This is a genomic window from Pseudomonas saponiphila (assembly GCF_900105185.1).
Classification (GTDB): domain Bacteria; phylum Pseudomonadota; class Gammaproteobacteria; order Pseudomonadales; family Pseudomonadaceae; genus Aquipseudomonas; species Aquipseudomonas saponiphila.
Genome location: NZ_FNTJ01000002.1, coordinates 83251 through 101305, shown reverse-complemented (window position 1 = coordinate 101305; position 18055 = coordinate 83251). Strand labels below are relative to the sequence as shown.

The 18055-nt window shown below is 63.4% G+C and carries 19 protein-coding genes; 11 read left to right on the top strand and 8 right to left on the bottom strand.

Translation table 11 applies throughout. The features are described 5' to 3' along the window. Positions 1-221 precede the first annotated feature (221 nt). Positions 222-677, bottom strand: coding sequence for a dUTP diphosphatase (gene dut, locus BLV47_RS22345; RefSeq protein ID WP_016967155.1), 456 nt, complete (start codon positions 675-677; stop codon positions 222-224). 5 nt (positions 678-682) lie between these two features. Beyond that, the gene (gene coaBC / locus BLV47_RS22340; RefSeq protein WP_092317607.1) at positions 683-1891 is read right to left on the bottom strand and encodes a bifunctional phosphopantothenoylcysteine decarboxylase/phosphopantothenate--cysteine ligase CoaBC; all 1209 of its coding nucleotides are present in this window, start codon (positions 1889-1891) and stop codon (positions 683-685) included. Between the two features lie 132 nt (positions 1892-2023). Between coaBC and radC the strand changes: the two genes are divergently transcribed. Continuing rightward, a complete protein-coding gene (gene radC, locus BLV47_RS22335; RefSeq protein ID WP_092317604.1) occupies positions 2024-2698 on the top strand; it encodes a RadC family protein in 675 nt (224 codons plus the stop codon). A 48-nt stretch (positions 2699-2746) separates the two neighbouring features. On the opposite strand, the gene BLV47_RS22330 is transcribed toward radC, so the two are convergent. After that, positions 2747-4330: an ABC transporter substrate-binding protein gene (locus BLV47_RS22330; RefSeq protein WP_092317601.1), complete on the bottom strand. Its 1584-nt coding sequence runs from the start codon at positions 4328-4330 to the stop codon at positions 2747-2749. A gap of 476 nt (positions 4331-4806) precedes the next feature. On the opposite strand from BLV47_RS22330, the gene rpmB reads away from it, so the two are divergent. Further along, the gene (gene rpmB, locus BLV47_RS22325) at positions 4807-5043 is read left to right on the top strand and encodes a 50S ribosomal protein L28 (RefSeq protein ID WP_011064219.1); all 237 of its coding nucleotides are present in this window, start codon (positions 4807-4809) and stop codon (positions 5041-5043) included. 11 nt (positions 5044-5054) lie between these two features. Next, complete coding sequence (gene rpmG / locus BLV47_RS22320) at positions 5055-5210, top strand: 50S ribosomal protein L33 (protein ID WP_003177274.1); 156 nt, start codon at positions 5055-5057, stop codon at positions 5208-5210. Positions 5211-5268: 58 nt separating this feature from the next. Here the strand turns inward: rpmG and BLV47_RS22315 are convergent, their stop codons facing one another. Next, positions 5269-5631, bottom strand: coding sequence for a cupin domain-containing protein (locus BLV47_RS22315; protein ID WP_060841712.1), 363 nt, complete (start codon positions 5629-5631; stop codon positions 5269-5271). Between the two features lie 238 nt (positions 5632-5869). On the opposite strand from BLV47_RS22315, the gene BLV47_RS22310 reads away from it, so the two are divergent. The 3 genes from BLV47_RS22310 to BLV47_RS22300 all read left to right on the top strand — a co-directional run bounded on the left by BLV47_RS22310 (position 5870) and on the right by BLV47_RS22300 (position 9118). Next, the gene (locus BLV47_RS22310) at positions 5870-7363 is read left to right on the top strand and encodes an aldehyde dehydrogenase (protein ID WP_092317598.1); all 1494 of its coding nucleotides are present in this window, start codon (positions 5870-5872) and stop codon (positions 7361-7363) included. A gap of 158 nt (positions 7364-7521) precedes the next feature. Then, positions 7522-8670 carry an MFS transporter gene (locus BLV47_RS22305; RefSeq protein WP_092317596.1) on the top strand — a complete coding sequence of 383 codons (1149 nt, stop codon included), beginning with the start codon at positions 7522-7524 and terminating at the stop codon, positions 8668-8670. A gap of 34 nt (positions 8671-8704) precedes the next feature. Next, positions 8705-9118 carry a hypothetical protein gene (locus BLV47_RS22300; protein ID WP_092317593.1) on the top strand — a complete coding sequence of 138 codons (414 nt, stop codon included), beginning with the start codon at positions 8705-8707 and terminating at the stop codon, positions 9116-9118. A 15-nt stretch (positions 9119-9133) separates the two neighbouring features. Here the strand turns inward: BLV47_RS22300 and BLV47_RS22295 are convergent, their stop codons facing one another. Together BLV47_RS22295 and BLV47_RS22290 are read right to left on the bottom strand one after the other, a co-directional pair. After that, positions 9134-10699 (bottom strand): phospholipase D family protein, encoded by a 1566-nt coding sequence (locus BLV47_RS22295; RefSeq protein ID WP_092317590.1) that lies wholly within the window; start codon positions 10697-10699, stop codon positions 9134-9136. A gap of 66 nt (positions 10700-10765) precedes the next feature. Further along, entirely contained in the window at positions 10766-12190 is a 1425-nt protein-coding gene (locus tag BLV47_RS22290; RefSeq protein ID WP_092317587.1) for an aminotransferase-like domain-containing protein, read from the bottom strand. A gap of 180 nt (positions 12191-12370) precedes the next feature. Between BLV47_RS22290 and BLV47_RS22285 the strand changes: the two genes are divergently transcribed. Then, positions 12371-12613, top strand: a complete 243-nt coding sequence (locus BLV47_RS22285) for a DUF1127 domain-containing protein (protein WP_092317584.1) — start codon at positions 12371-12373, stop codon at positions 12611-12613. Between the two features lie 27 nt (positions 12614-12640). Here BLV47_RS22285 and BLV47_RS22280 read toward each other — a convergent pair whose 3' ends face one another. Next, positions 12641-13933: an NAD(P)/FAD-dependent oxidoreductase gene (locus tag BLV47_RS22280; protein WP_092317581.1), complete on the bottom strand. Its 1293-nt coding sequence runs from the start codon at positions 13931-13933 to the stop codon at positions 12641-12643. 148 nt (positions 13934-14081) lie between these two features. Between BLV47_RS22280 and BLV47_RS22275 the strand changes: the two genes are divergently transcribed. Next, positions 14082-14435, top strand: coding sequence for a YkgJ family cysteine cluster protein (locus BLV47_RS22275; RefSeq protein ID WP_092317578.1), 354 nt, complete (start codon positions 14082-14084; stop codon positions 14433-14435). A 65-nt stretch (positions 14436-14500) separates the two neighbouring features. On the opposite strand, the gene BLV47_RS22270 is transcribed toward BLV47_RS22275, so the two are convergent. After that, positions 14501-14989 (bottom strand): Lrp/AsnC ligand binding domain-containing protein, encoded by a 489-nt coding sequence (locus BLV47_RS22270; RefSeq protein ID WP_011064210.1) that lies wholly within the window; start codon positions 14987-14989, stop codon positions 14501-14503. 157 nt (positions 14990-15146) lie between these two features. On the opposite strand from BLV47_RS22270, the gene dadA reads away from it, so the two are divergent. The 3 genes from dadA (at position 15147) to alr (ending at position 17938) form a co-directional block, all read left to right on the top strand. Continuing rightward, a complete protein-coding gene (gene dadA, locus BLV47_RS22265; protein ID WP_092317575.1) occupies positions 15147-16448 on the top strand; it encodes a D-amino acid dehydrogenase in 1302 nt (433 codons plus the stop codon). After that, positions 16420-16773 carry a RidA family protein gene (locus tag BLV47_RS22260; protein WP_092317572.1) on the top strand — a complete coding sequence of 118 codons (354 nt, stop codon included), beginning with the start codon at positions 16420-16422 and terminating at the stop codon, positions 16771-16773. The genes dadA and BLV47_RS22260 overlap by 29 nt, the downstream gene beginning before the upstream one ends. Positions 16774-16864: 91 nt before the next feature. Beyond that, positions 16865-17938: an alanine racemase gene (gene alr / locus BLV47_RS22255; protein ID WP_092317569.1), complete on the top strand. Its 1074-nt coding sequence runs from the start codon at positions 16865-16867 to the stop codon at positions 17936-17938. Positions 17939-18055 lie beyond the last annotated feature (117 nt).

Sequence of the window (18055 nt, the reverse complement as noted above, 5' to 3'; positions counted from 1 at the left end):
AATGGCGGGCCGGCGGGCTCAAACTCAAGGGTATGACGGCGGTTTCAGCATAGAGTTCGTAGTATGAAAGTGCTATCTACCCCGGGCCTGCCGGGCCTTGGCGGCTCAAAGGCCCGGCCTGGCGGGCCCGAAGCGTGATGCAGATAGCAGCGGTCATTGGCCCTTGAATGCCCGGCAGTGATTGTCGGGCCGGGCGAGGGGCCCGACCCGAGGCGGGGTCATCAGTGGCTGCCGGAGTGACCGAAGCCGCCGGCGCCGCGCTGGCTTTCGTCAAAGGCTTCGACCACTTCGAAATGCGCCTGGACCACAGGCACCAGCACCAGTTGGGCGATGCGTTCGCCGACGGCGATGTTGAATGCGGTCTGGCCACGGTTCCAGCAGGACACCATCAGTTCGCCCTGGTAGTCCGAGTCGATCAGGCCCACCAGATTGCCCAGTACAATGCCGTGCTTATGGCCCAGGCCCGAGCGCGGCAGGATCAGCGCCGCCAGGCCCGGATCGCCGATATAGACCGATAAGCCGGTTGGAATCAGCAGGGTCTGGCCCGGCTCCAGGACCGTGTCTTGCTTGAGCATGGCCCGCAGGTCGAGTCCGGCGGAGCCGGGCGTGGCGTACTGCGGCAGGGGGAATTCGTTGCCGATGCGTGGGTCGAGGATCTTGGCTTGTAAAGCGTGCATGCGAGTTAAACCTGGTTCAGCCGTTCGGCGATGAAAGAGATCAGTTGGCGGGCAATCTTGCCCTTGCTGGTCTGGGCGAAGAGAGTTGCGTGCAACTCCCGGTCAATCACGCTGCAGGCGTTTTCCTCGCTGTTGAAGCCAATGCTCGGGTTGGCCACGTCGTTGGCGACGATCAGGTCGAGGTTCTTATCCTTCAATTTGCGTGCAGCGTAGTCGAGCAGATTCTCGGTCTCGGCGGCGAAACCGACACTGAAAGGGCGATCCGGCCGGCTGGCGATGGTGGCCAGGATGTCTGGGTTACGCACCATCTGTAGTAGCAGGCCATCACCTTTCGTAGGGTCTTTCTTTAATTTCTGTGGGGCAACGACTTCCGGGCGGTAGTCCGCGACCGCCGCAGAGGCGATGAAAACGTCGCAGGGGATGGCCGCTTCACAGGCCGCGAGCATGTCGCGAGCGCTGACCACGTCGATCCGCGTGACTCTGTCGGGGGTCGGCAGGTGCACCGGTCCGGTGATCAGAGTGACCCGGGCACCGGCCTCGACAGCGGCCTCGGCCAGGGCGAAGCCCATTTTTCCTGAGCTATGGTTGGTGATGTAGCGCACCGGATCGATGTTTTCCTGAGTCGGCCCGGCGGTGATCAGCAGGTGTTTGCCGGTCAGTGCCTGGTGCTGGAAGCAGTCGGCGGCGCACAGCGCCAGATCGTTGGCTTCCAGCATGCGGCCCAGGCCGACGTCGCCACAGGCCTGGCTCCCGGAGGCCGGGCCGAAGACCCGCAGGCCACGACTTTGCAGCAGTTGGGTGTTGGCCTGGGTCGCAGGATCGCGCCACATGGCCTGGTTCATGGCCGGAGCGATGGCGACTGTGGCATCGGTGGCCAGGATTAGGGTCGTCAGCAGGTCATCGGCGATGCCCTGGGCCAGGCGGGCGATCAGGTCAGCGGTGGCGGGGGCGATCAGGACCAGATCGGCCCATTTGGCCAGTTCGATATGGCCCATGGCGGCTTCGGCGGCCGGATCCAGCAGGTCGAGGTGAACAGGATGCCCGGAGAGGGCCTGCATGGTCAGCGGGGTGATGAACTCACTGCCGCCCCGGGTCATGACCACGCGCACCTCGGCGCCCTGGTCGAGGAGTCGGCGAACCAGCTCCGCGCTCTTATAGGCGGCAATGCCGCCGCCGACGCCGAGCACGATGCGTTTCCGATACAGCCGCTGCATAGGCCTGTCTTTCCGTTCAGTGATTGCTGCGTGGCATGCCCCCTCCCCAGGTGAAATACCACGCAAAAAGAGGGTGGCTAAGATAGCACAGCGCCCGCTGTGGAACAGCGGCGCCATGCACAGGGAGGTGTGATGAGCATTCGTGATTGGCCCGCGGCGGAGCGCCCGCGGGAGCGGCTTCTGGAGCAAGGCGCTATCAGTCTTTCCGACGCCGAGTTGCTGGCTATTTTCCTGCGTACCGGGGTGGCCGGGAAAAGCGCGGTGGACCTGGCGCGGCACTTGCTGCAGCGTTTCGGCAGCCTGCGCCGGCTGCTGGAGGCGGATCAAATGACCTTCACCCGGCAACTGGGACTAGGCCCGGCCAAGTACGCCCTGCTGCAGGCCGTGCTGGAGATGGCGCGCCGGCATCTGGCGGAAAGACTCCACCGGCAGTCGGCGCTGGAGAGCCCGCTGGTGGTGCGCGATTACCTGAAGTCGATGCTGCGGCACCAGCCGCACGAGGTGTTTGGCTGTCTGTTCCTCGACACCAAGCATCGGGTCCTGGCCTTTGAGGTGTTGTTTCAAGGGTCGATCGACAGCACCACGGTTTACCCGCGACAGGTGCTCAAGCGCACCCTGGCGCATAACGCGGCGGCGGTGATTCTCTGTCATAACCATCCGTCGGGCATCTGTGAGCCCAGCCCGGCGGACCGGATCGTCACCCGGCGCTTGCAGGAGGCGCTGGAGTTGATCGATGTGCGGGTGCTGGACCACTTCATCGTTGGCGAGGGTGACCCGTTGTCTATGGCCGAGTACGGCTGGATCTGAACGTGGTGTGCCTCAACGCCTGTGCTGGCCTTGGGGCACACCTGGGGTTCATTTGACGCTGACCTTCGAGTAATCCTGGCGGCCAAAGGGGCTCACCTGATAGCCCTCGACCTGCTGGCGGGTGAGGGCGAAAGCAGTCGGGTGGGCCAGGGGCAGCCACAGCGCCTGCTGCTGGATCTGGGTCTGGGCCTGCTGGTACAGCTTGCTGCGCACACCCTGTTCGCTGGTGGTCTTGCCGGCGGTGATCAGCTTGTCCAGATTCTGGTCGCAATAACGGGCGAAGTTGGTGCCGGATTTGACGGCTGAGCAGGTGAACTGCGGGGTGAGGAAGTTATCCGGGTCGCCGTTATCGCCGGACCAGCCCATGAACAGCAAGTCATGCTCGCCGGCTTTGGCCCGACGGATCAGCTCGCCCCATTCGATCACGCGGATTTCTGCCTGGATCCCCACTTGGGCCAGGTCGGCCTGCAGCAGCTGGGCGCCCAGGCTGGGGTTGGGGTTGAGCAGGCTGCCGGAGGGGCGGGTCCAGATGGTGGTCTCGAAGCCGTTTTTCAGGCCGGCCTTGGCCAGCAGTTGGCGCGCTTTTTCCGGGTCGTGGGCATAGCCGGGCAGTTCCTTGGCGTAGCTCCAGGTATTGGGCGGATACGGGCCGTTGGCGGCCTCGGCGGTGTCTTCGAACACGGCCTTGAGGTAATGGGGTTTGTCGAAGGCCAGGTTGATTGCCTGGCGTACTTCGGGCTTGTCCAGGGGGGGGTGCTGGCTGTTGATCGCGACGAAGGCGGTCATGAAGGCCGCGGTTTTCTCGACCTTCAGCGTGGGGTCTTCACTGGCTGCCTGGACGTCCAGGGGCTTGGGTGACAGGGCGATCTGGCATTCGTTGCGCCGCAGTTTCTGCAGGCGCACGTTGGCGTCCGGGGTGATGGCGAAGATCAGCGAGTCCACTGCCGGTTTGCCGGCAAAGTAGTCGCGGTTGGCTTTGTAGCGAATCGACGCGTCTTTCTGGAAACGACCGAAAATAAAGGGGCCGCTGCCGATCGGCTGGCTGTTGAGCTTCTCCGGAGTGCCGGCCTTGAGCAACTGGTCGGCGTATTCCGCAGAGTAGATCGAGGCAAAGCCCATGCTCAGGGTGGCGAGGAAGGTCGAGTCGGCGTGATCCAGGGTGAAACGCACGGTCAGCGGATCCAGGGCATCGATTCTCTTGATCAGGCTGGGCAGTTGCAGGGACTGGGCGTGCGGGAAGCCGCTCTGGGTGACTTTGTGCCACGGGTGGGCCGGATCGAGCATGCGCTCGAAGCTGAACTTCACGTCTTCGGCGCTCAGCTCGCGGCTGGGGGTGAAGTAGTCGGTGCGGTGGAACTTGACCTTGGGGTGCAGCTTGAAGACATAGCTCAGGCCGTCGGCGGACACCTCCCAACTGTCGGCCAGGCTGGGGACCACCTTGCCGCTGGCGGCATCGAACTCCACCAGGCGATTCATCAGCACGTCGGCGGACGCATTGGTGGTGGTCAGCGAGTTGTACTGCACCACGTCGAAGCCTTCCGGGCTGGCTTCGGTACAGACGCTCAGTGCGGCGGCCTGGGCCAATGGGCTCAGAAGGGGGGCGAGCAGGAGCGGGAGGGCGGCGAGACGCATGGTCGGGTTCCTTGTGCAGATCGAAGGCCCATCTGCGAGTGCAGTCTGGAAATGCCCTACCCTAGTGGCCTCTTTATGAAATGACTATCCCCTTTTGTATCCGGGGCCAAAACCCGGAGTTGCGCCTGCGCCCCGCAGGCAATTGCTGGCCGATCTGCTGCCCCGCGTTTGGCGAATTTCCTGTTGGAGAATGTTGCAAATATATTCTGCGACGAGCGGTAGATTTCTGCGGTAGCCTTTGCCGCAGGCGTCCGGCGCAAGAAAATCAGGACTTTTCATCATCCTGCGCACAGCGGCTGTTGTTGCTATGGGGTCTTTCTGGTATAAAGCAGCGCTCTTTTCTAGGGGCCCGGTTCCTTCGCTTGTAGGTGTAGCCGGTAAGACCCTAAAGAAACGCGGCGCCTGGCGCCAAATGACTGAGAGATTAAGCGGCCAACCCATGCCGGGTTGGGCATGTGGTTTTAGAGGGCTGAGGCATGTCTAGAGTCTGTCAAGTTACCGGTAAGGGTCCGGTGACTGGGAATAACATTTCCCACGCAAACAACAAAACCCGTCGTCGTTTCCTGCCGAACCTGCAGCATCACCGCTTCTGGGTTGAGTCCGAGAAACGCTTTGTGCGTCTGCGCGTATCTGCCAAAGGCATGCGTATCATCGACAAGCGCGGCATTGATGTCGTGCTGGCCGAAATCCGTCGCGATGGCGGCAAGGTTTAAGGGAGCTAATCATGCGTGAATTGATTCGTTTGATCTCGAGCGCCGGTACTGGTCACTTCTACACTACCGACAAGAACAAGCGTACTACTCCGGACAAAATCGAGATCAAGAAATATGATCCGGTTGTTCGCAAGCACGTGATCTACAAGGAAGGCAAAATCAAGTAATTGATTTTTCTTCTGACAAAAAAACCCGCCTTCAAGCGGGTTTTTTTGTGCCTGAGATTCAGGCTTTCTGTTCGAAGGCCACGTAGACCTTGCGGCAGGGCTCCAGCACTTCCCAGGTGCCCTTGAACCCGGCCGGGATCACGAAGCGGTCGCCGGCACGCAGGGTCTTGGCATTGCCGTCGTTGTCACGCAGCACCGAAACGCCCTGAAGAATCTCGCAGTATTCGTGTTCGGTGAAGTTCACCGTCCATTGGCCCACGGCGCCTTCCCAGATCCCGGCGTTGAGCTGCCCGCAGGGGCTGCCGTAATGGTTGAACACCGCTTGTTCGGGATCGCCCTTGAGGACTTTCTCCGGAGCAGGGCGGTAGCGTTCGCCCTCGGTGTTGGCTTGGCTGAAGTCGACGACGTTGTGGATGCTCATTCTTGTATTCCCCCGTGATTGCGGCGCGAGTGGCTATGAAGGCCAAAGTCTATGTTTATTAAAATGCACATAGCAATGGCGTTTGCCCGGGCTTTGTCAAATATATTGAAAGTACAGGTGTCGCTGGTTTAGGGTTGCGGGTGCCTTTGGCCGAAAACAGGCTGGCCGGGCAGAATTCTTCATGAGTGCCGGCGTAGTTCGCGTGGCGCTTGTATTCAAATAAGAGGAGGACACTCGTATGACCACCCTGACTCGTGCCGACTGGGAACAACGTGCCCGCGACCTGAAAATCGAAGGCCGCGCCTACATCAACGGTGAATACACCGCAGCCGTTTCCAACGACACTTTCGAGTGCATCAGCCCGGTCGACGGCCGTGTACTGGCGAGCATTGCCAGCTGTGACGCCGTCGATGCCCAGCGCGCCGTGGACAATGCCCGCGCCACCTTCAACTCCGGCGTCTGGTCACGCCTGGCACCGGCCAAGCGCAAGTCGGTGATGATCCGTTTTGCCGGCCTGCTCAAGCAGCACGCCGAGGAGCTGGCGCTCCTGGAAACCCTGGACATGGGCAAGCCCATCAGCGACTCCCTGCAAATCGACGTTCCCGGCGCGGCACAAGCCCTGAGCTGGAGCGGCGAGGCCATCGACAAGATCTACGACGAAGTCGCCGCCACCCCCCATGACCAGCTGGGCCTGGTGACCCGTGAGCCAGTGGGCGTGGTCGCGGCCATCGTGCCGTGGAACTTCCCGCTGATGATGGCCTGCTGGAAACTAGGCCCGGCGCTGTCCACCGGCAACTCGGTGATCCTCAAGCCTTCGGAAAAATCCCCGCTGACCGCCATTCGCATCGCCGCCCTGGCCGTGGAAGCCGGGATTCCGGCTGGCGTGTTCAACGTGCTGCCCGGCTACGGCCACACTGTGGGCAAGGCCCTGGCCCTGCACATGGACGTGGACACCCTGGTGTTCACCGGTTCTACCAAGATCGCCAAGCAGCTTCTGGTCTACTCCGGTGAATCCAACATGAAGCGCGTCTGGCTGGAAGCCGGCGGCAAGAGCCCGAACATCGTGTTCGCCGATGCCCCGGACCTGCAGGCCGCCGCCGAATCGGCCGCCAGCGCCATTGCCTTCAACCAGGGCGAAGTCTGCACCGCCGGTTCCCGCCTGCTGGTGGAGCGTTCCATCAAGGACAAATTCCTGCCTCTGGTGGTCGAGGCCCTGAAAGCCTGGAAGCCGGGCAATCCGCTGGACCCGGCCACCAACGTCGGTGCCCTGGTGGACACCCAGCAGATGAACACCGTGCTGTCCTACATCGAGGCCGGTCATGCCGATGGCGCCAAGCTGGTGGCCGGTGGCAAGCGCACCCTGCAGGAAACGGGCGGCACCTACGTGGAACCGACGATTTTCGATGGTGTCAGCAACGCCATGAAGATTGCCCAGGAAGAGATCTTTGGCCCGGTGCTGTCGGTGATTGCCTTCGACAGCGTGGAAGAGGCGATCCAGATTGCCAACGACACTCCTTACGGACTGGCGGCTGCAGTGTGGACCGCGAACATCTCCAAGGCTCACCTGACCGCCAAGGCCTTGCGTGCCGGCAGCGTCTGGGTCAACCAGTACGACGGCGGCGACATGACCGCGCCTTTCGGCGGCTTCAAGCAGTCGGGCAACGGTCGTGACAAGTCGTTGCATGCGTTTGACAAATACACCGAGCTGAAAGCGACCTGGATCAAGCTCTGAGCCTTCGGGTTTGAGGTGATGCGCCCCCAGGGGCGCTTTCACCGGCCAGCCGGCTTCCTGCCGCAGCCCTCGATCCACAGCGCAGCCGGACTTTCCGCCAGGGGAGTCCGGCTGTGTTGTCTGTGCCTTGCAGAACAATGATCCACAGGAGCGTGGAAATGCGTTGGGCGACCTATTTCGCCGTTTTGGCCGCTGTCCTGAGTGTTGGCCTGGCCCTGGGTGTCAGCATGCCGCTGGTGTCGTTTCGCCTGGAAGGCTGGGGTTATGGGCCCTTTGCCATTGGTGTCATGGCGTCGATGCCGGCTTTTGGCGTGTTGCTTGGGGCCAAGCTCGCCAGCCGCCTGGCAGCTCGTTTCGGCACCGCGGGCCTGATGCGCCTGTGCCTGTGGGGCGGGGCGCTATCGATTGGATTGCTGGCGCTGTTGCCCAATTACCCGCTGTGGCTGGTGCTGCGCCTGGGCCTGGGCACGGTTCTGACCATCGTCTTCATCCTCGGTGAAAGCTGGATCAACCAGCTGGTGGTCGAGCAGTGGCGTGGACGGCTGGTTGCGCTGTATGGCAGTTGTTACGCCTTGAGCCAATTGGCCGGGCCTTTGCTGCTGGGAGCCCTGGGCACCGAAACTGACTACGGCTTCTGGGTCGGGGTCGGGCTGCTGCTGGTATCGCCCTTGCTGTTGATCGGCCGCAGCGGCGCGCCAGTGACCGAAGCCTGCAGCGTGACCCTGGGTGACCTGGGGCGCTTTTGCCGTGGGCTACCGGCGATTGCCTGGGCCGTGGCACTGTTCGCCGCCTTCGAGGCAATGATCCTGACGCTGTTACCGGTGTATTGCCTGCGCCAGGGCTTCACCGAAGACATCGCCCTGGCGATGGTCAGTACCGTGGTCGTCGGCGATGCGGTGCTGCAACTGCCGATTGGCGCCTTGGCCGATCGCTTGTCGCGGCGCTCCCTGTTCACCGGCTGCGCCGTGGCACTGCTGTTGTCGAGCCTGGCGATTCCGCTGTTGCTCCACACGGTGCTGATCTGGCCGTTGTGGGTGCTGTTCGGGGCCAGCGCCGGGGGCTTGTTCACCCTGTCATTGATTCTGATCGGCGAGCGTTATCGCGATGACGCCCTGGTGCGCGCCAACGCGCATGTGGCGCAACTCTGGGGCATTGGTTGCCTGATCGGGCCGCTGGTGGCGGGGGCGGGCAGCCAGTGGGTCAGCGGCCATGCCTTGCTGTGGTTGATGGTGGCCGGGGCCTTGGGGCTGATTGTGCTGTTGCTGCGCCAGGGGGCATTGGGTGCTGCGGTGCCGCAATCGGTATAGGCTGCTGGGCTGCTGGTTCAATCAGGGCGTTCAGATGACACTCAAGACAATCAAGGGGTTCGGTGCAGCGCTGTGGGTGCTGACGTTTTCGCTCGCCGGCTTCGCCGATGCTGCGCCCAAGGGCCCGTCGGTGGAGCGGCTCAAGCAGTTGGCGCTCAAGGAGTGCCTGGACGATAACTACGAGCGTTTGCAGTTCTACAAGGCGTTCGACCTGCACGACGCTTCCTACTTCGTCGATCTGGTGCAACTGGACCGCGAAGGCTCCGGCCTGCGCCCCCGGGCCCTGAGCAACTTCGTCAAGCAGCAGACGGGCAGCTTCCATGTCGGCGGGCCGCCGATGAAGAACGAGGCCGGTTACCCGATCAACGCGATTTTCGAACGCTGCATGGGCTTCTATCACTCGCCGGGGCTGGAGGCCTTTATCCAGAACCAGCTGCTCAAGCGCTGACAGGCCCGGGTCGATCTAGAGCATGCGCTCCAGGCCGACGCGGGTGCTCAGCCAGGCGTTGATGCGTCGCCACCAACTGCCCGGTTCCCGGCTCAGGCTGTGCAACTGTTGGTTGTCTTCGGTCACCCAGATGATCTTGCCGTCCTGCAGCCTGGCTTCGTAGCTCAGGGCCGGGGCCATGCCTTGCAGGGCCAGGGCGCGCAGGTGCCCGGCCAGTTCCGGGCTGTCCACCAGGACCCCGACTTCGGTGTTCCACAGCACCGAGCGCGGGTCGAAGTTGAACGAGCCGACAAAGGATTTCTGCCGGTCGAAAATCATCGCCTTGCTGTGCAGGCTCGAGTCCGAACCGCGCCAGGTACTGCGCAACAGGTGGGGGCCGCTGCCGCCGTGGTCGCCGGGCTGGCGGCGCAATTCGAACAGCCGTACCCCATGTTCCAGCAGGGCCTTGCGGTAAGGCGCGTAGCCGCCGTGCACCGCGGGCACATCGGTGGCTTCCAGTGAGTTGGTCAGGAGGCTCACGTGCACCCCGGCGTCGGCGCGTCCGGTGAGGTACACCAGGCCCGGCTGGCCGGGCACGAAGTAGGCCGAAACCATGATCAGTTCCTTGCTGACCCCCTTGAGCTCCGGCGCCAGCTGGGTGGTCAGCAGCAGGTGCGGGTCTGGATCGCCCTTGGCCAGGACCTTGGTTGGTGCGTCCCACAGGGCCTGGTTCCAGGCCCAGATCAGCTCCTTGCGCCAGATGTCCATGCGCGGCTGGGTCCGGTAGGTCTTCAGTTGCCGGTACAGCGCCTGGTTTTGCCGGCGGTTGTCCTGCAGTGACTCCTCCAGGCGCTGGCGGGTGTTGTCCAGGGCCTTGGCCGAAGGGGTACTGGACAGGAACTCGCCGATGGGCCGGCTCAGGGCGCTGTTCCAGTACTGGTCGAAGCTATGCCCCAGCTGCTCGGCCACCGGTCCCACGCTGAGCATGTCGATGTCGGTGAAGTTCAGGTTGGGTTCGGCATCGAAATACTCGTCCCCCAGGTTGCGCCCGCCGACGATGGCCACGCTGTTGTCCGCCAGCCACAGCTTGTTGTGCATCCTCCGATGCTGCTGCGACAGGTTGAACAGGCGCCCCATGGCTCGGGTCAGGCCGGTGCTGCGGCCCAGGTGCAGCGGGTTGAACAGGCGGATCTGGATCTGTGGGTGGGCGGCCAGGGTGGCGATGATCTGGTCCAGGCCGTCGCTGGTGGTGTCGTCGAGCAAGATGCGCACGCGCACGCCACGGTCGGCGGCCTTGAGCAGCTCGTCCACCAGCATGCGCGTGCTGACCCCGTCATGGACGATGTAGTACTGCAGATCGAGGCTGCTCTGCGCGCTGCGGATCAGTTCGGCGCGGGCCATGAAGGCTTCGGTGCTGTTGGACAGCAGGCGAAAGCCCGAGCGCCCCTGATGGGGGGCGGCCTGGGCCCGGATCGATTGGGCAAAGCTGGAGTTGCTGGCGGGCAGGGCCTGGCTGGGCTGGTAGGGCACTTCGAGGGTGGCGCAGCCGCCCAGCCCGAGGCTCAGCAGCAAAAGCCAGGTGAATACCTGTAAACGGCTCAAGTCAGGTCATCTCGCATCACGGCACGGATTGGCATGGGACGGCTGGCTTCCTGCAACAGGTCGGGATCAGCCCGGGTTCTCGCTGAGCAGCTTGATGGCCGCGGCTCCGACCTTGCGGACCGCGTCTTCGATCTGCGCGGTTGGCTTGGCAGCGTAGTTCATCCGCAGGCAATTGCGGTATTTGCCCGAGGCGGAAAAGATGCTGCCCACGGCGATCTGCACGCCCTGATCCAGCAGCACCCGATTGAGCTTCAGAGCATCAAACCCCTCGGGGAGTTCGATCCACAGCATGAAACTGCCTTGTGGGCGGCTGGCGCGGGTCTCGGCGGGGAAGTAGCGGTTGACCCAATCGAGCATCAGGTCGCGATTGCGCTGGTACTGAGTGCGCATCTTGCGCAAATGGGGCTCGAAGTGACCGCTCTTGAGAAACTCGGCGATGGCCACCTGCGGCTGCGGGGCCGTGGAGCCGGTGCTGATGTATTTCATGTGCAGCACCCGCTCCAGGTAGCGGCCGGGGGCGACCCAGCCGATGCGCAGGCCCGGGGCCAGGGTCTTGGAGAAGGAGCTGCATAGCAGCACCCGGCCGTCGTCGTCGAAGGACTTGATGGTGCGCGGGCGCGGGTAGGTGTAGGCCAGCTCGCCGTACACATCGTCCTCGATGATTGCCACGTCGAAGCGCTGGGCCAGGGTCAGCAGTGCCCGCTTGCGTGACTCCGGCATGATGTAGCCCAGGGGGTTGTTGCAGTTGGGGGTCAACTGTATGGCCTTGATCGGCCACTGTTCCAGGGCCAGTTCCAGGGCTTCCAGGCTGATGCCGGTAATCGGGTCGGTGGGGATTTCCAGGGCCTTCATGCCCAGGCCCTTGAGGGTCTGCATGGCGCCGTGAAAGCTCGGCGAGTCGACGGCGATGATGTCCCCCGGCTCGCAGATGGCGCGAATGCTGGTGGACAGCGCCTCGTGGCAGCCGGTGGTGATCACCAGGTCACCGGCCCCCAGCTGGCAGCCGGAATCGAGCATCAGCCGCGCCACCTGCTCGCGCAGCTCGAGCACGCCGTAGATGTTGTCGTAGTGCAGGCCGGGCATGTCCTGGCGCCGGCTGAGGCGGGCCAGGGCTCGCAGCAGGGGCTTCATGGTCGGCGTGGTGATGTCCGGCATGCCGCGGCCCAACTGCACCACGTCCTTGCGCGGCACGGCGCGGATCAGCTCCAGGACCTGGTCCCATTGAGAAATTTCCACCGGCCTTTGTGCCGGACGTCCGATTGCCGGCAAGGCGGGCAGCTCGCGACTGGGGGGCACGAAGTACCCGGACTTGGGCTTGGGCATCGCCAGTCCGTTGTCTTCCAGCAAGCGATAGGCCTGCTGCACGGTGCTCAGGCTGACCCCGTGCTCGACGCTCAGGGCGCGTACCGAGGGCAGGCGATCTCCCGGGCGGTAGAAGCCCTGTTCGATGCGGGTGCCCAGGAGTTCGGCGAGGTTCACATAGAGGGTCATGGCGTGGGCTCGAAGTGACGGTGGCTGAGAACCAGTACAGATGGGGTGAAAATACAGGATTCAGCGCTATTTCTGGCAAAACTGTATGGAGTTAATACCGCTGTTTTGAGTCTGTAATGGTTTTGTGGCGCCACGCATCATGTCTGCTCATGGCAATTTGAGCAAACAGGAGCAATGCAAATGAACGGCTTGAGCGATGTGCGGCTGTCGTTACGCGGTCAGGAGCTGGAGGCGGAGCATGAATGGTCGGCGGCGACACTGCCGCGCAGCGTGCCGCCGGGCTTGAGCACCTGGGGGCTGTACTGGCATCGGCTGCGCACCCGCAAGGCGTTGCTGGAGCTGACCGCCACGCAATTGCGCGATGTCGGACTCAGTCCCGAGCAGGCGCGGGCCGAGGGCCTCAAGCCCTTCTGGCGTCTGTGAGCGACGGCGACTGGCTGGCGCTGGGCGTCAGACCAGCTCCTTCAGGCGATGCCAGAGCATGCCCAGGGCCAGCAGGGGCGAGCGCAGGTGCTTGCCGCCGGGGAAGGTGATGTGCGGCACCCGGGCGAACAGATCGAAGCCACCGCCGTGCTGACCGCTGATGGCCTCGCCCAGCAGTTTGCCCGCCAGGTGCGTGGCATTCAGGCCGTGGCCGGAATAGGCCTGGGCGTAATACACATTGGGCTGGTCCTTGAGGCGGCCGATCTGCGGCAGGCGGTTGGCGCCGATGCCGATCATGCCGCCCCACTGGTAGTCGATCTTCACTGCGGCCAGTTGCGGGAACACTTCCAGCATCTTGGGCCGCATGTAGGCGGCAATGTCCTTGGGGTCGCGTCCCGAGTAGTGGCAGGCACCACCGAACAGCAGTCGGCGGTCGGCCGAGAGCCGGTAGTAGTCCAGGGCCACGCGCTGGTCGCAGACCGCCATGTTCTGTGGCAGCAGTTCCCGGGCCAGGGCCGGGCTCAAGGGCTCGGTGGCGATGATGTAGCTGCCGGCGGGCAGGACCTTGCCCCCCAGCTCCGGGTTGAGGTCGTTGAGGTAGGCGTTGCAGCCCAGGACCAGGGTCTTGGCGCGGACCGTGCCCCGGGCGCTGTGCACCTTGACCTCGGGGCCGTAGTCGATACGGGTGACGGCCGAATGCTCGAACAGTCGCACACCCATCTGTTGCGCCGCCCGGGCTTCGCCCAGGGCCAGGTTGAGCGGGTGCAGATGGCCCGAGCCCATGTCGATCAGGCCGCCAACGTAGCGCTTGGAGCCCACCACGCTGTGCATCTCATCGGCCTGCAACAGGCGGGTTTCATGGCGATAGCCCAGGCTGCGCAGCTCCTCGGCATCTGCGGCGAAGCCTTCAAGGTCCGCCGGCTTGTTGGCCAGGTCGCAGTAGCCCCAGGTCAGGTCGCAGGGGATCTGCAGGCGCTCGATGCGCTGGCGGACGATGTCCACGGCTTCCAGGCCCATGAGCTTCATCTGGCGCACGCCATCGCTGCCGATCACCTTGGTGAACTGCTCAAGGCCGTGGCCGACCCCGCGAATCAGTTGCCCGCCGTTGCGTCCGCTGGCGCCCCAGCCAATCTTGCGGGCTTCCAGCAGGACCACGCTGAACCCGCGCTCGGCCAGTTCCAGTGCGGTATTGAGCCCGGAGAACCCGCCGCCGACCACGCATACGTCCGCCGTCAGCTCGCCCGCCAGGGCCGGATAGTCGGGCTGCGGCAGGCTGCTGGCGGCGTAGTAGGAGGCGGCGTGCTGAGGGCTGGCGGGCATGGAAAGGGTCCTGATTGTGGCGTCTGGAAAAATTCACCGAGCATAAGCCGGGGCTTTCCGTCGCGGCAACCGCGGGACGCCCGGCCCTGTCTGCTGCGGGGCATTTGAGGCAGAATCCACGGCTGTTCCTGTCCCGGTAGCCTTTTTCATGAGCTGTAACCGTCAAATCGTCCGCAGCCTGCGTCAGCAGATTCCCTCTTTCGAGTGCGTTCCCGGTTGCCACGACTGCTGCGGCCCGGTGACCACCTCGCCGGAGGAAATGTCCCGCCTGCCGCGCAAGACCGCCGCCGAGCAGGAGGCTGCCATGGACGAGCTCAACTGTGTGCATCTGGGGCCCGATGGCTGCACGGTGTATGACGAGCGTCCGCTGATCTGCCGTCTGTTCGGTACGACGCCGAGCCTGCCGTGCCCCAACGGTCGGCGCCCGGTGGAGATGATCCACCCTCGGGTCGAGAAGCAGATCCACGCCTACATGGCCAGCAATCGCCAGGTCCTGGTCTAGCCACCCGCACTCCGTAGGAGCCGGCTTGCCGGCGAAAGCGCCGCAGCGCCTGGCTCCGCCTCGACTCAATCCGGAATCGGCAGGCTCAGGCTTTCCTTCACTTCTTCCATGACGATGTAGCTCTTGGATTCCCGCACGTGGGGCAGCTTGAGCAGGATGTCCCCCAGCAGCTTGCGATAGGACGCCATCTCCGAGATTCGCGCCTTGACCAGGTAGTCGAAGTCGCCGGACACCAGATGGCACTCCAGCACGTGGGGCAGCTTCAGCACCGCTCGGCGAAATTCCTCGAAGGTATCGCCGGACTTGTAGTCCAGGCTGATCTCGACAAACACCAGCAGGCTGCCCTTGAGGTGCTGCGGATTGAGCCGGGCGTTGTAGCCCATGATGATTCCCTCGCGTTCCAGGCGGCGCACGCGCTCGGTGCAGGGGGTGGTGGACAGTCCGACCCGCTCTCCCAGCTCGGTGAAGGAGATGCGTCCATCGGCCTGGAGAATCCGCAGGATATTGCGATCTATCTTGTCCAGGGCACGACGAGTCTGATGATTGGTGCGCATAGGGGATGCCCCTCCGTGAAAAGCGATATTGCCGAGAATTCTCGCCAAATATAGGCGGTTATATAGTGAAAATCACTGCTCAATGTTTCTTACACTGCGCCCATCTTTGCTCTGAATAACAAACGTCAGCGGTCATGCCGCGATGAGGGAAATGAAAATGCGCGTTCTGGTCTTGGGCAGTGGCGTTATCGGAACTACCAGTGCCTATTACCTGGCCCGGGCCGGGTTTGAAGTGACAGTGGTGGACCGCCAGCCGGCTGCAGCCATGGAAACCAGTTTCGCCAACGCCGGTCAGGTATCGCCTGGCTATGCCTCACCCTGGGCTGCTCCAGGCGTGCCGCTCAAGGCCATCAAGTGGCTGTTGCAACGCCACGCGCCGCTGGCGATCAAGGCCACCGCCGATATCGATCAATACCTGTGGATGGCGCAGATGCTGCGCAACTGCACTGCCAGCCGCTATGCCGTGAACAAGGAGCGCATGGTGCGTCTGTCCGAGTACAGCCGCGATTGCCTCGACGAACTGCGGGCGGAAACCGGCATCGCCTACGAAGGCCGCAGCCTGGGCACCACCCAGCTGTTCCGTACCCAGGCGCAACTGGATGGCGCAGCCAAGGACATCGCCGTGCTCAAGGAGTCCGGCGTGCCATTCGAGTTACTGGATCGTGACGGCATTGCCCGGGTCGAACCGGCCCTGGCCAGCGTCACCGACATCCTCGCCGGCGCTCTGCGCCTGCCCAACGACCAGACCGGCGACTGCCAGATCTTCACCACGCGCCTGGCGGAAATGGCCGCCAAGCTGGGTGTGGAATTCCGTTTTGGCCAGGACATCCAGCGCCTCGACTTCGCCGGTGACCGGATCAACGGCGTGTGGATCGACGGCAAGCTGGAAACCGCCGATCGCTACGTGCTGGCCCTGGGCAGCTACTCGCCGCAACTGCTCAAGCCGCTGGGCATCAAGGCTCCGGTGTACCCGCTCAAGGGGTACTCCCTGACCGTGCCGATCACCAATCCGGCCATGGCCCCGACTTCGACCATCCTCGACGAGACCTACAAGGTCGCGATCACCCGTTTCGACAACCGCATCCGTGTTGGCGGTATGGCTGAGATCGCCGGTTTTGACCTGTCGCTGAACCCGCGCCGGCGTGAAACGCTGGAGATGATCGTCAACGATCTCTATCCTCGGGGCGGCAATCTGGCCGAGGCCAGTTTCTGGACCGGCCTGCGTCCGACCACGCCGGACGGCACGCCGATTGTTGGCGCGACGTCGTTCAAGAACCTGTTCCTCAACACCGGTCACGGCACCCTTGGCTGGACCATGGCTTGCGGTTCCGGTCGTCTGCTGGCGGATCTGATGGCCAAGAAAAAGCCGCAGATCAGCGCCGAAGGCCTCGATATTTCCCGTTATGGCAACCCTCAGGAGTCAGCTAAACATGTCAATCCAGCGCCAGCTCACCAATGAGCGCATGAGTCAGATCGTCGTTCACAGCGGTACGGTGTATCTGTCCGGGCAGGTCGGCGATGACATGAGTGCCGGGATCGAACAGCAAACCCGGGAAACCCTGGCCAACATCGAGCGTCTGCTGGATCTGGCGGGCACCGACAAGAGCAAGCTGCTGTCGGTGACCATCTACCTGAAGGACATCGATGCCCACTTCGCCGGCATGAACAGTGTCTGGGACCAGTGGCTGCCAAAAGGCGTGGCACCGGCCCGGGCCACCGTCGAAGCCAAGCTCTGCGAGCCGGAAATCCTGGTTGAGCTGTCGGTCGTCGCCGCTCTGCCTTAAACGACAAGATCCCTCTCCCGGTGCCGGTGGCGTTCACCGTCATCCAGCACCGGTTTTTTATTCCCCCATGACCGCCTAGAAGTCTGCCGCCATGCGTCCTGCCCGTGCCCTGATCGATCTCCAAGCCCTGCGTCACAACTACCAACTGGCCCGTGAAGTCTCGGGTGTCCGCGCCCTGGCGGTGATCAAGGCCGATGCCTACGGTCATGGCGCCGTGCGTTGCGCCCAGGCACTGGAGGGCGAGGCCGACGGCTTTGCCGTGGCCTGCATCGAAGAGGCCCTGGAACTGCGCGCCGCCGGTATTGGTGCGCCGATCCTGCTGCTGGAAGGTTTCTTCGAAGCCTCCGAGTTGGCGCTGATCGTCGAGCATGATTTGTGGTGCGTGGTGCATTCCCTGTGGCAGCTGGAAGCGATCGAGCAGACCGCCGTGGCCAAGCCGCTGACGGTCTGGCTCAAGCTGGATTCGGGCATGCACCGGGTCGGTCTGCATCCCAAGGACTATCAGGGCGCCTACCAGCGCCTGCAGGCCAGCGGCAAGGTCGAGAAGATCGTGCTGATGAGCCACTTTGCCCGCGCTGACGAGCTGGACTGCCCGCGCAGCAGCGAGCAGGTCGTGGTATTCGAAGCGGCTCGTCAGGGGCTGGGGGCTGAAATCAGCTTGCGCAACTCGCCGGCGGTCATGGGCTGGCCGAGCGTGCCCAGTGACTGGGTGCGTCCCGGCATCATGCTTTATGGCGCCACGCCGTTCGAAGAAAACAACTCCGTGGCCGAGCGGCTGCAGCCGGTCATGACCCTGGAATCCAAGGTGATCTGCGTGCGTGAGCTGCCCGCCGGCGAGCCGGTGGGCTACGGCGCCAAGTTCGTCACCGACAAGCCGATGCGCATCGGCGTGGTCGCCATGGGCTACGCCGACGGCTATCCGCGGCATGCGCCGACCGGCACGCCGGTGCTGGTGGAGGGCCAACGCAGCCGCCTGCTGGGCCGCGTCTCCATGGACATGCTGTGTGTCGACCTGACGGATGTGCCGCAGGCCGGGCTGGGTTCCAGGGTGGAATTGTGGGGCAAGAACATCCTTGCCAGCGAGGTCGCGCTGGCTGCCGAAACCATTCCTTATCAGCTGTTCTGCAACCTGCGCCGGGTGCCCCTGGTGTACTGCGAAGGCTGAGATTACGCGGCCTGTACCGAAAGTCGCCTGCCTTTAGGGGAATCGGGAGCAAGTGTTGTAAATACTGAACGCTGTCGCCATGATAACGCTCAATTACAACAACGCCTGATTCCCGCC